Source organism: uncultured Mailhella sp. (genome assembly GCF_905187505.1).
Classification (GTDB): Bacteria; Desulfobacterota; Desulfovibrionia; order Desulfovibrionales; family Desulfovibrionaceae; genus Mailhella.
Genome location: NZ_CAJJIC010000062.1, coordinates 1 through 12,677, shown reverse-complemented (window position 1 = coordinate 12,677; position 12,677 = coordinate 1). Strand labels below are relative to the sequence as shown.

General features: G+C 63.1%; 8 protein-coding genes and 1 pseudogene. All 9 read right to left on the bottom strand.

Going from position 1 to position 12,677, the window contains the following annotated elements; translation table 11 throughout:
• Window positions 1-1,202, bottom strand: a 1,202-nt coding sequence (locus QZZ60_RS07065; protein WP_295639812.1) for a chemotaxis protein CheB, incomplete at its 3' end; no start/stop codon positions are given.
• On the bottom strand, window positions 1,199-5,335 hold the full coding sequence (locus tag QZZ60_RS07060; protein ID WP_295639809.1) for an EAL domain-containing protein: 4,137 nt from the start codon (window positions 5,333-5,335) through the stop codon (window positions 1,199-1,201). The genes QZZ60_RS07060 and QZZ60_RS07065, both read right to left, overlap by 4 nt.
• A 337-nt stretch (window positions 5,336-5,672) precedes the next feature.
• Window positions 5,673-6,272 (bottom strand): DUF3800 domain-containing protein, encoded by a 600-nt coding sequence (locus tag QZZ60_RS07055; RefSeq protein ID WP_295639806.1) that lies wholly within the window; start codon window positions 6,270-6,272, stop codon window positions 5,673-5,675.
• 74 nt (window positions 6,273-6,346) lie between these two features.
• The gene (locus QZZ60_RS11425) at window positions 6,347-6,490 is read right to left on the bottom strand and encodes a DUF3800 domain-containing protein (RefSeq protein ID WP_367119408.1); all 144 of its coding nucleotides are present in this window, start codon (window positions 6,488-6,490) and stop codon (window positions 6,347-6,349) included.
• Window positions 6,491-7,032: 542 nt separating this feature from the next.
• Window positions 7,033-7,728: a hypothetical protein gene (locus QZZ60_RS07050; RefSeq protein ID WP_295639803.1), complete on the bottom strand. Its 696-nt coding sequence runs from the start codon at window positions 7,726-7,728 to the stop codon at window positions 7,033-7,035.
• Window positions 7,729-7,730: 2 nt separating this feature from the next.
• Window positions 7,731-8,225, bottom strand: coding sequence for a lipoprotein (locus QZZ60_RS07045; protein WP_295639800.1), 495 nt, complete (start codon window positions 8,223-8,225; stop codon window positions 7,731-7,733).
• Window positions 8,226-8,422: 197 nt separating this feature from the next.
• A pseudogene (gene mutS / locus QZZ60_RS07040) lies at window positions 8,423-11,149 on the bottom strand (DNA mismatch repair protein MutS); the annotation flags it as partial.
• Window positions 11,150-11,687: 538 nt separating this feature from the next.
• A complete protein-coding gene (locus QZZ60_RS07035) occupies window positions 11,688-12,101 on the bottom strand; it encodes a hypothetical protein (protein ID WP_295639798.1) in 414 nt (137 codons plus the stop codon).
• 38 nt (window positions 12,102-12,139) lie between these two features.
• On the bottom strand, window positions 12,140-12,640 hold the full coding sequence (locus tag QZZ60_RS07030; protein WP_295639795.1) for an HIT domain-containing protein: 501 nt from the start codon (window positions 12,638-12,640) through the stop codon (window positions 12,140-12,142).
• Window positions 12,641-12,677: the final 37 nt, after the last annotated feature.

The following is a 12,677-nucleotide window of genomic DNA, read 5'->3' as shown; positions in this document are numbered from 1 at the left end:
TTTCGGATGTCCTTGGTCACCTGATACTGATCGTTGCGCCGCACGAAGAAACGGGCGAGGCGTTCGGGAGACACGTCGTCGGCGATGCTTTCGGGGAAGACGCCCTTTCCGGCCTGTTCGATGGCCCGGGTGTCGACGTCGGTGGCGAAGATCTTGACGTCTCTGCGCAGATGCCTTTCTTCGAGCACCTCGCGGAAGAGCATGGCCAGGGAATAGGCCTCCTCGCCGGTGGAACATCCGGCGCTCCACACGCGCACGGGGGTATCCTCGTCGCTCTGCTCGATGATGGCGGTGACGGCGGTTGCCTTGAGCGTTTCAAAGAACTCCGCGTCCCGGAAAAAGCGCGTGACGCCGATGAGTATGTCCTTGACGAGCTGCGAGGCCTCTGCGGGATTTTCCTCGATGAGCCTTGCGAAGTCGGCGGGCGTGGCGCTGCGGGTGACCACCATGCGCCGTTCGATGCGGCGCAGCACGGTGTTTCTCTTGTAGTGGGTGAAGTCTATGCCGCTCACTCTCTTGAGAATCATGTAGATGCGCGCGAGCAGTTCCTCGTTCCCGGAAAGAAGGGGGCTGCGTTCCGAGGCGGCGGCCACGGCGGGATAGTGCGAAAAATTGAGCAGTTCCGCGGCGATGTTTTCCGGGGACAGGACGAAGTCGGCAAGGCCTGTGCCGATGGCGCTTCTCGGCATGCCGTCGAAGCGGGCGCTTTTGGGCTCCTGCACGAAGACGAGGCCGCCGTGTTCCTTGACGGCCTTGATGCCGCCGGTGCCGTCGGATCCCGTGCCGGACAAGACCACGGCAAGGGCCAGTTCACGCTTTTCCTCGGCGAGCGAGGTGAAGAAGAGGTCTATGGGATGATTGACCGCGCCGTGCGCCTGTTCCGCGAGCAGGAGTCTGCCGTCCTTCACGGTCATGTTCTTCCCCGGGGGAATGAGAAAGACGACGTCGGGCTGCACGGGCATGCCGTTTTCGGCCTGCACGACCTTCATGCCGGTGTGCTTGCCGAGGATCTCCGCCATGAGACTCCTGTAATCCGGCGAAAGGTGCTGAATGACGACGAAGGCAAGATTGCTGTTGTCGGGCATTCCGGCAAAAAACTGCTGAAGCGCCTCAAGGCCTCCGGCGGAAGCGCCCATGCCCACGATGAGCAGAGAACGCTTTTTCTCTCTGTTGCCTGCAACGTTCGTTCCGGCTTCCGTCATGACTTCTCTCCTTGCCGCTTTTCGGCAGAAATCAGGTAGCGACGTTCAAACTCCTCCACGGCCATGGGGCGTCCGTAATGGAAGCCCTGTCCGAGCACGCAGCCTTCTTTGAGCAGCGCGTCCTTCTGCGTCTGATTTTCCACGCCTTCGGCCACGCATGCCATGTTTCTTGCCAGGCACAGACGCACGATGTCGCCCACGAGCGCGCGTCCCACGCTGTTGTGCGCCAGGTCGCGAATGAGGCTTCTGTCGAGCTTCACGGTGTCGAAGGGCACGCTGGTGAACAGGGACAAGTTGGCGTAGCGGGTGCCGAAGTCGTCGAGACCGAAGCGCACGCCGAAGGGCCGAAAACCCGCCATGGCTCTTTCGAGGGTGCGGCTTTCGACGTTGCCCGCGTTTTCGGAAACCTCGATTTCCAGCGACGAGGGGGCAAGCATGGGATAGCGGCTGAAGAGCGCCAGCACCGAACCGGGCGCCGAGGGGCTGAACAGCGTGGCGCGGGAAAAGTTCACGGAAACGGGAATCGGACGAAGTCCCCTGCGCCGCCAGCCTTCCATGACGGAGAGGGTCATGTTGAGCACGTGCAGATCGAGTTCGCGGATGGCCCCGGTGCGTTCCATGGCCTCGATGAAGCGCGCGGGCATCACGACGCCGCCCGAACCGTCGAGGCCGCGAACCAGGGCTTCGGCCCCGATGACGGCGCCCGTGCGCATGTCGACCTTGGGCTGAAGATGGATGGTGAAGCTTTCGAGGCCGTCGGTTCCCGCCATGCCGGGCCCGCGCATGCCGAGTTCAGGATGAGCCGCGCCGCCTGCCGAGGTTTCGAGCTGGCCGCACAGCATGATGGTGCGGGCCTCCTTGACCAGCTTGTCGCCGGAAAAAAGCCCTTCGGACCAGGTATAGCCGAAGCGGAGCTGACCGGGATAGCGGCGCTGCAGCATGGACTGCGCCCTGAGCACGCGGGCCAGAAAGACGTTCTGCGTGCAGTTGGCGCAAAGGGCCACGAACTCGTCGCTGCGCGTGCGGAACAGAAGCTCGCGGCCGAACACCGCGCCCAGCGTTTCGGCAAGATAGAGCACGACGCGCGAATTCCGGCTGCGGCTCTGCGTTTCGGTCGGGGCGGCGAGATGCGGCATGTCAAGGATGAAGGCTCCCATGGACGTGCAGGTGTCGGAGGTGAGCCGACATACCCTGTCCATGTAGGCGTGCAGATTCTGCAGACCGGTGAGCGAATCCCGAAACGCAGCCATGCCGCGTCCTGAGCCCGCCGCGCCGGAAAAGCGCAGCACGCGTTCCATGTGGGGCAGCAGCATGGCCGAGAGCGCGTCGACGCGGATGGGCCGACGCGGATTTTCCACGCACAGCACGCCGTCGGGCCCGCCTTCCGCGGGGGCGAGCGGAAAGGCCATGAAGCGCCAGTCCCGGCTTCTTCCGCCCGGCTCGGCCCTGCGTTCAAGGCAGACCGGACGATTCTCCCGCAGACAGCGCCACAGAAGAGGAAGACTGTCCAGCGCCATGCCCGAGAGCCGCCTTTTCAGGCTGGAGCGGCCCTCGGCCACCCACTCGTGGGAAGCGCGCACGGTGCGCCCGTCTTCGGCCAGGGAAAGGGTATACGCCCGGTCGGCCTGATAATGGGTTCCCAGATGACGCAGCACCTCGCTCATGGCGACGTCGGCAGAATCCTCCCGGAGCAGCACGTCGAGGCAGGCTATGGCCACGTCCTTTTCCGCGTCGGAGAGGGGCGGCGTCTCGACCGGCACGGCGTCGCCGGCTGCGGGAACGGCGTCGTTCATGGGGCTGTCCATGTCGGACTCGTCGTCGTTCTCCAGGTTCTCGAGACCGGTTTGCTGAGGGTCGGTCTGGGTGGGCAGCTTCGGAGAAAGGTCGTCCATGAAGATCACGGTGTCGGAAGGAGCGTCTTTCCACCGGGCACAGCAGCGTTCGGCCTTGTCGAGCATGTCGTCGTAGTCCATGCCGCCCAGATCCGCGCAGGCCACGGCCGCCACGAAGCGCGGCCCGGACACGAGTCCGCCGTCGGAAAGGGCCTGACGCACGAAGGCGAAGGCGTCGTCTATGCGCTGCCGGGTCACGGCGCGGGAGAAGGCGTCGGGCCGGAACACGGTAAAGGAGGTCTCATCGTACTCGCCCATGACGCAGTCCGCCCCGAGCAGCAGGGAAAGCGCCATGATGATGAACTCCCGCCTGCCTGCCTCTCGGGGGCCGGACACGCCGAACATCTGCACGAGCGCCAGCATGTGCCGCGGGGAGGAACCGCTTTCGAGGACCATCCCGGCCAGCTTTTTGGCCATGTCGCGACTGTAGATGCCGTGCACGGGCAGGTCTCCGGAACTCTTGGCAAGGGCGGCCTCTCTCTCGTGCCTGCGTTCGGTGTCCTGAAGGAAGCCGAAGACCTGCACGTTGCCCGTGAGCGGATGCCGCGCCAGATGCGCCACATAGGAGAGCCAGCGCACGGTTCCGCCCGAGTCGACGCAGCGGAACTCCCTCGCCACCCATTCCCGGCCGTGGTCAAAGGCGTCGAGCAGCGCCCTGCGGCTGAACACGGCAAAGAACTCCTCGCCGTCCTCCCTGCGGAAAAGACGCTTCTTCTCCCAGAGCACGAGACTCTGGAAGGTGGCGCCGCGCAGATGCTGCGTAAGGGTTCTGCCCTCTATCCAGAGTTCCTCCATGCGGTCTTCGGTAAGGTCGCCGCGCACGTAGCAGAAAAGATTGGGCCGCAGCTGTTCCCAGAGCCGTTCCTTGCCGGAAACGCTCCAGGCGATGCCCACGCTGATGGGTTCGGCGATGCCCACGATTCTGAGGGGACTGCGATCCATGTCGGGAAGGATGCGGTACTGCACGGAAAACCAGTCGAAGCGACGGCTCATGGTGTGGCGCAGCACGAAGGCTCCGCCGCCGGCGGGTCGTCCGCTCAGCATGTCCCGGGCGAAGGCGCGGAGCCTGTCCACGGAATCGGGATGCACCCATCCTCTGCGGATGAGCCCTTCGGGGAAATCCTCCATCATGGCGCCGGAGGAACGCAGGCGTCTGCCGTTGAAGAGGCGGAACCTGCGGGAAGCCACGTCCACTTCCCAGAGCACGCGGGCGCCCCGGTCGAGGGCCAGCTTCAGGAACTCCCCTTCCATGAGAAGATCGTTCCGACTCCTGCGCGAACCGGAAATGTCCCTCACGAGCACCATCATCACGTTTTCGCTGCACGGCATGGGGGAACGCACGGCTCTTGCGCGACACCAGCGCCAGCCGCAGCCCCAGGCAAAGCGATGCTCATATTCCACGATTCTGCCGCCGGCAAGGCCGTCGCGCAGACGCCTTTCAAACTCCTCCAGATCGTCGGGATGCACGCCTCCGAACACCGAAAGCTCGCAGGGCAGCGAAAGCGCCGAACTGTCCGTGCCCAGCATGCGGAAGACGGCGGGAGAGGCGTAAAGCACGTTGACGGCGTTCTCGCCCACTTCCAGAAGCGCCACGCCCTCTTCCATGTTGTCGAGGAGCAGGGACATCGGCACGGGGACATGGGGCATGGAGGCGGGCGCGATCTTGTGCGGGCTCACGCTCTCGCCGGTGCTGATGTGATACCTGTTTCTGCCCTCGGCCTTGGCTTCGTAAAGAGCGGCGTCGGCGCGCTCATAGAGCTTTTCAAAGGCGCGCGTCTCGCCGGTGGCGATGTAGACGCCCACGCTGGAGCTTACGTGCAGCGAGGGGTTCACGCCTATGGAAAACTGCAGCGCCTCGCAGATGCTGCGTGCCTTGTCCCGGGCGGCATCCTCCGAGATGTTCCCGGAAAGCAGGGCGAAGAACTCGTCGCCGCCGAGACGCCCCACGATGTCCGTGGCGCGGAAGCAGCCTGCGAGGGCCTTGGCCGCAAGACGTATGACCTCGTCGCCGGCCTGATGGCCGAGCGTGTCGTTGACCAGCTTGAAGTTATCGAGATCAATGATGAAAAGTGCGCAGGAGTCGCCCGGATGCATATGCTTCAGGCACTGCTCTATGTAGTCCGTTGCCGTTTCTCTGTTGAGCAGGCCGGAGAGCACGTCCCTCGACGCGCGCTCCGCCAGAATCTTCAGTTCCCGCCAGTACTGAAGATCCGACAGATGAAAACCGTTGCTGCTTGTCATGAAACCGACTCTTTCACCAAAAAAACCTGTCCCCTCTCATGAAAAAATCCCGAGTGCTCCGAAAACGAAAAAAAGGAGGGGAACCGACGTTTCCCGTGACACCGTGCCACGGGCCATCATTAGAATGTATACCCGCATAACCTCATGTCAAGATTGACGTTACCGATTTTCCGCCCTGCCCTTTTCCGTCGCCCCGAGCGCCCTTTTTCCGTTGCGAAACGCCGTCCGGCGGGACGAGACACGCGGCGGGACGGCAGCGTTTCGGCACGTCGAAACGCTCTCAAATGCGGAAACACGTTCTCGAGAGGAGACACGACAACCGTGCATTATGGCCCGCTCAGGAAGATGCCTCCATTTCTTCCAGAGGAGTCGGCAGAACGTCCGACAGCGCATGATGGGACGAAGAAAGGAGCCTGCTGGCCTTCACCACTCCGAGAAGCCTCTTTTCAAAATATGACGCCACAATTTCATAGTCCTGATATTGTTCAGGAAGTACTTTATAGGAAAGATACCGGTTGAGAAGACCGCAGAACCAGTCGGCGCACTGGAGATTTTGAAACATGTGGCTTTCCAGCTGATACGGCGGTTCCATCAGACATCGGCATGTCAGCCCTTCATGAGTGCCGAACATTTCGCTTCCCGCCACTCTGACACCGGACTGCCTGAACTTCCGCCTTGCGCCTGTCTCATCGCTGTCTATGGCGTCAAGAAGGAGCGTGAAGGTGGCCTGTTGTCTGTAGCAGAAGGCATTGAGCCTGCGAATGCAATTTCTGAGCACAAAAAGATAAATGCCCTCCGGGCTGTGTTCCCCTTGAGCCTTCCATTTCTCAAGACCATAGTAGAACACGAATCCCTGTGCGCGCTTTATCCGGTTCATGATGCGGAACGTCGCCCGACGAAGTTCCTGATACTTCTGCACGTTCTGCGTCGTATACAAAGCGGATCCCTTTTTTTCCCACTGATATGCCGGAACGCTTGTCTGCGACAGTTCCCAGGAAAGCAAATCGCACTTTAAGCGATAAAAAACGAAGAAAAGGAACGCACCTCTTCCAGAGGAAGGGCAATGCCTCCAAGCCCAAAAATCGGACTGGTATTATGCTTTGCATCCTGCCTTGAAACAAAAGGGCCGATATGACCGAACTCATCAAGATACACGAAGTAGTGCACAGGCAATCATCTCCACAACATCGGCAAGGCACTCCATGATGCGGCCGCCTCGGAACAACCGGGTTCAGAATGCACGAAAGCCCGCTTTGCAGCGGGCCTCGGAATCGGCAGCAGGAGACAAGCTCATGCCGTCCCTTTTTATTTAATCCAGCCCACTCATGCCGTCAAGGACAGAGATCCTCTTTTCCGTCGCCCCGAGCGCCCTTTTTCCGTTGCGAAACGCCGTCCGGCGGGACGAGACACGCGGCGGGACGCGCGCGACGTCTGCGCATCCGGCGCCGGAATGGGCTTCGACCGTTGCGGCCCGGTGCGGGCGCCGAAAACAGGTCGCGGGCCCCGGAAAAAGGAATCCGGAGCCCGCGGATGCTGATCATGAGCGGAAAAAGCAGGAGGCGGGGGAGCGGCCGCCGCCGAACCCTTACGGATGGCGACAGAAGCGCCGTTCTTGTCCCCTCAAGTGCGGGGAACCGGCGCTTCACCGACGGGGTTCGGACGGCGTCCCGCTCCGCCTTTTCCGCCCTTCCTGCCTTTTAAAGGGCGGAGAGCGCGTAGAGAAAGAGATCCATGACGGAGGTGTAGCGGGTGAAGCCTTCGGGAATCAGGAACATGGACTGGGAGGCCTGTTCCGCGACGATGTTGGTGAGCCAGGCGCTGCCGCCGTGGGTGGCGGAGGTTTCGTCGGCCATGGCGTGCATGGGGAAGGGAGAGAAGGCTTCGTTTTCCCATACTTCGAGGGTGAAGCGGCGGACGGACCCCATGAATCCGGCCTCGTAGACATTGCGGGTCTTATGGACGGCGTAGCCCTGCCAGTTGTCCTTGCCGAGGGGGGTGCACTCCTTTTCCTGAAGGCTTATCATGCCCATGCTCTGGGGCATGACGGCGGCCGCGGCGCTTTTGACAAGGCTGCGCCAGTCTCTGGGATCGCCGGAGACGGGGATTTCCACGTAGGCTCTGAGGCGCTGGGAGAGCACGCGGAGCATATGTTCCCTGGAGTCGACGAGGAGCGTGAAGACGCCGGCGCTGCCGAGGTCGAGATCCATGCGGGCGCAGGGCCCGGAGGAAATGGCCGTGCCGCAGTTCTTCACGGTTTTTCCGTCGATGCGGTACTGAATGTCCGCGCGGAAGTCCGCATAGGCGGCCGCATGGGCGAGGGAAGCGAAAAGGCACACGGCAAGACCGAGACACAGGGCGCAGACACCGCGCGCCGCACGTTGAAGAACAACCATGGTCACTCTCCATTTTCCGGCATGGACACGGCTTCGTAGGGGGAGCCGTTCATGAAGACCGTCTGCATGGGGCTCACCACGGGGGGGAGGCCCGAATAGAGGTTGTAGCCCGTCAGCCTCCAGCGGTAGGCGGTGCCGGGAAAGACCGGCCGGTACACGAAGCTGAAGGCCGAACCGCTTTCGCTCTCCCAGGCGTCGCGGGCGTCGACGCGGTGCACGTCCTGCGCGAGGAAGGGACAGCCTTCGCACAGTTCGCCGTCCACGGCCTGCATTTCGAGCACCATGTATTCCATGTTCTGCGTCGCGCCGGAAAGGGTGCCCTGGAAGGTGATGGCGCCGTCGGCCGCGGCTTCCGAACCGAGGGTGGCAAAGGCAAATTCGTCACGGGAGAAGTCCGGCACGGGATCGCCCTTGCGGCCGCATCCGGCGACGGCAAGCGCCGCGCACAGCACAAGAAGCGCAAGGCACGCGCCCCAGCAGGCTGAACTACGTTTCATACCATTCCTTAAAGGCATACGCGGTATGCCGGTCTGCCGCGCCCGGGACGGGCGCGGTCGTTCTTTCGCTACGAGGCGGCGTCGGAGGCCTTTTTCCGCCCCCTTCGCGCGGGTCTGCCTTCGGGCGCGGGCGCGTCCGAAACGGCCTGCGAAGCGTCGCTCCGCCCTTCCGTCGCCGTCGTCTCCGCGGCGGAGGCGGCAGGCTCGTCCTTCGTTTCAGGCGTGCCCCAGAGCATTTTCCAGTCGGAAAGCAGACGCAGCGCCTCCATGGGGGTCATGGCGTCGGGATTGACGCGGCGCAGGGCCTCCAGCACGGGAGGCTCGGGCTGCGGAACGGGGGCGGGCTGCGGGGCGGGCGCAGAAGGAGCCGCCTTCACGTTTTTAGCCTTTGCGGGAACAATGTCCAGCCCCGGCAGAACGGCGGCCTCGAGCTTTGCCACGCGGGCCTTGCCGCGCGCTGCCTCAAGCTGGGCGAGAATGTCGCGGGCCCGCTGCACCACGGGCGCGGGCACGCCGGCAAGACGCGCCACCTCGATGCCGTAACTGCGGTCGGCCGGGCCGGGAATGAGCCTGCGCAGGAACACTATGTCGCCGTCCCATTCCTTGACGGCGATGTTCATGTTGCACACGCCGGGGAGCGATCCGGCAAGAGAGGTGAGTTCGTGATAATGCGTGGCGAAAAGCGTGCGTATGGTGCCCGCCGCGCGGCGTGCGAGCTCCTCCACCACGGCCCAGGCCAGGGCCAGACCGTCGAAGGTGCTGGTGCCGCGGCCTATTTCGTCCAGAATGACGAGGCTGCGGCTGTCGGCCTGCCGCAGGATGCGGGCGGTCTCCATCATTTCCACCATGAAGGTGCTCTGCCCCTGCGCGAGATTGTCCGAGGCGCCCACGCGCGAGAACACGCGGTCGACCAGCCCGAGACACGCCTCGGAAGCGGGCACGAACGAGCCCATCTGCGCCATGATGACGATGATGGCCGTCTGCCTGAGCACCGTGGACTTGCCCGCCATGTTCGGCCCGGTGATGAGCACCAGATGCCTTTTTTCATCCATGACGAGATCGTTGGGAATGAAGGAGGCCCTGCCGGTGACGGCCTCCACCACGGGATGCCGCCCCTGCATGATGCGTATGCCGCGCCCTTCGTCCAGCTCGGGACGCGTCCAGTGATTGCGTTCCGCGCCCTCGGCGAGCGACTGCCAGTAGTCGAGCCAGGCAAGGCGCGCGGCCATGGTCACCAGACGGGGCCTTGCGTCGGCCACCTTTTCGCGCAGCTTCTGATAGAGCGTGTATTCCAGACTCTTGCGCTTTTCCGCGGCGGAAAGCATTCTGTCCTCAAGCTCGCGGAGCTGCGGCGTGGTGAAGCGCTCGCTGTTGGCCAGACTCTGACGCCGCTGGAAATAGTCGGGAATCGCGGCCTGCTGCGCGCGGGAGAGCTCGAAGTAGTAGCCGAACACATGATTGTAGCCCAGCTTGAGCTTGGGCATGCCGTTCTTTTCCTGCTCCTCGCGCAGAAGCTCCTGAAGCTTGGCCTCGCCGTGATCCACCAGATCGAGCAGTTCGTCGAGCTCTCTGTCGTAGCCCTGCCGGAAAAGGCCGCCTTCGGTGATCTGCGGGGGCAGATCGTCGCGCAGGGCCCGGGAAAGCAGATCGGCCAGATCCTCCAGCATGTCCCACTTCTTCAAAAGGCGCTGGAGCGCCGCGGGCAGACGACGGCCTTTGCGCTCGTCGTCGGTGGACATGGCGTTCCCTTCGGGCATGGCAAGGGCGGCGCGCACCGCGGGCACGGCAAGAAGACTCTCCTTGAGCGCGGCAAGATCGCGCGGCTGACAGCGATTGAGCGAGATGCGCGTGGAAAGACGTTCCATGTCGTACACGCCGTCGAGCGCCTTTCTCAGACTTTTGCGCACGTCGCCGCGGCGGAAGAAGAACTCCACCACGTCCTGCGTTTCCACAATGGGCTCAATCCTGCGCCAGGGACAGCGCATTCTTTCTTCAAGAAGCCTGCCGCCCATGGGCGTGCGCGTGTTGTCCATGACCGCCCAGAGCGTGCCTGTGCCGCGCTTGCCGTCCATGCGGCAGAAAAGTTCGAGATTCCGCTCGGTTATTTCGTCAAGGATGAGATAGCGGCCCTTGTCCAGCGGCCGGAACGGACAAAGCTGGGCCGGATCGCGCTTCTGCATCTGCTCAAGGTAGGCGATGATCGCTCCGCAGGCCTGCAAGAGTTCGGGACTTTTTTCCAGTCCGAGCGCCGCATCGTCCTGCACGCTCTGGGCCGCGTGCACCCGCTCCCTTGCGCCCTCAAGCTCGAAATGACTGCGCACGGGCACGCGCACCACCTGCATTCCGGGCAGGGAGGCAAGCGACACGGGCAGCTCGCCCTTGTCGGGCACGAGCAGCTCGCTGGGGGACATCTTGAGCACCCATTCCTTGAGCTCCTCCTCCTTCGAGGACTGGAGCCCGGTCCACGAACCCGTGGACACGTCGAGCCAGGCAAAGCCGCCCGCTCCGCGCGTTCCGTTCCAGCACAGCGCGCCGAGATAGGTGTGGGCCTTGGCCTCCAGATTGGCGTCCTCGAGGGCGGTGCCGCTCGTCATCACGCGGGTGACTTCGCGCTTGACCAGCCCGCGGGCCTTTTTCGGGTCTTCCATCTGATCGCAGAGCGCGATCTTGTAGCCCTTCTTCACCAGCACGCTTATGTAGTTTTCCGCCGCGTGCCAGGGCACGCCGCACATGGGCACGCCGCCCTCGTCGCGGCTGCGGCTCGTGAGCGCAAGCTGAAGCTCGCGCGAGGCTATTTCGGCATCCTCAAAGAAAAGCTCATAAAAATCGCCCATGCGGTAAAACAGCAGCGTGTCGGGATACCCTTTCTTGATATCCAGATACTGCCGATACATGGGCGTCAGTTTGGGTTCGTTGTCGCTCATACCGTCTCGACGAAACTATCGTTCCTTCCAAGCTCCGGGCCTGCGGCAAGGCACGCCCGGTCCAAAAACAACGCCTGCGCGCCGCACGGGAAGACGCCGTTTCCGGCTCCTTCGCAAAAGAACCGCGAAGAGGCCGCAACGCGGAAACCTGTGCCCTCGCAGCGCAAACGGCTTCCCCCGGGACACGCCGCGAAACGCCGTTCTGCGGGGCTCGCGGCGAAACGCTGTCCCCGTGCGGCGGGGCTTTGCGGGAGAACCTGCGTTCCGCAGCACGCTGCGGCTCCGACCGCTCAGTGTTTCGGCGAAGGCCCGCAGGAATCGGGTCTGCCGCCGCAGGGGGGCGCGGCCCGGAGCCTTCGAGGGCGGAGTCTCCGGCCTCTCAGGGGAGGGGCGAAGAGCGCGCATTCCGGTTCAGGGCCCGAAGCTGCGGAAGCGGCTTTTCCGGTGCGGAGAAAAGAGGCGGCGTTCACAGGAACGCCGCAGGAAAAAGAAGGCGCACGGAACGGGCATATTCCGTGCGCTTGCGCCATGGGGCAAATTATTCCGCGGCGGTCTGGGCGGCGGCGAGGGCGGCTTCGGCGTCCTTGGCGCGGGCCTCGGATTCCTTGAGCTTTTCCTCGAGGTCCTTGACGGAGGCTTCGAGCTTCTGCTTTTCAGCGGTCATCTTGTCGAGGCGCTTCTGCAGGGAGGAGGCGCGACGACGGGCCGCGGAAGCGCGACCGGAAAGGGCGATGCGGTCCCAGATGAGCATGAGCAGGACCACGGCGGCACCGAGGGCGAAGCTGATGAGCAGAAGCGCATAGCGCGGGACGGGCGCGGTGGTGATCGCGGGAGCGAACATGGGATCGACCTTCAGCGAAACCGCGTCGGAGAACAACGGCTGGTTCTGCACGAAGAGCATCATGACCACGAAGAAGAGCAAAACCAGCAGAAAAACTTTGATATAGCGCATGACGTCTCCTTATTGCAGCAGCATACGCGAAAAAGGGTTCAGGCGGAACGGCCCGCCAGTCTGGCGAACACAGGCGCCATACGGCGACGGGTCTCCACAAGAGCTTCGGGTATGACCCGCACATCGTCGAGCACCGCCATGAAGTTGGAATCACCGCTCCAGCGGGGCACGACGTGCATATGCATATGCATGCCTATGCCTGCGCCCGCGGCCTCACCGAGATTGAGCCCCACATTGATGCCCTGCGGGTGGCTCAATTCACGCAGCACACGGCAGGAGAGCTGCGTCATGGCCATGAGGTCGGCGGCTTCTTCCGCGTCGAGGTCGGTGATGTCGCTGACATGACGGTACGGAATCACCATGAGATGGCCCGAGGCGTACGGATAGCGGTTAAGCATGACGAACACCCGCGCGCTGCGATGCACGATAAGACGCTCCTCGTCGAGCGCCGGATCTTCCGGCGCACAGAGCACGCATCCATCGTGACACTTCGGCCCGAGAATATACTGCATTCTCCATGGAGCCCACAGATTTTTCATAGAGGTCATCTCCTTTTGACACACTAACACAGCCCTA

Coding starts and splice junctions, on each gene's coding strand:
- QZZ60_RS07060 (WP_295639809.1), bottom strand. CDS start 5,335: ATGACAAGCAGCAACGGTTTTCATCTGTCGGATCTTCAGTACTGGCGG.
- QZZ60_RS07050 (WP_295639803.1), bottom strand. CDS start 7,728: ATGGTTGTTCTTCAACGTGCGGCGCGCGGTGTCTGCGCCCTGTGTCTC.
- QZZ60_RS07045 (WP_295639800.1), bottom strand. CDS start 8,225: ATGAAACGTAGTTCAGCCTGCTGGGGCGCGTGCCTTGCGCTTCTTGTG.
- QZZ60_RS07035 (WP_295639798.1), bottom strand. CDS start 12,101: ATGCGCTATATCAAAGTTTTTCTGCTGGTTTTGCTCTTCTTCGTGGTC.
- QZZ60_RS07030 (WP_295639795.1), bottom strand. CDS start 12,640: ATGAAAAATCTGTGGGCTCCATGGAGAATGCAGTATATTCTCGGGCCG.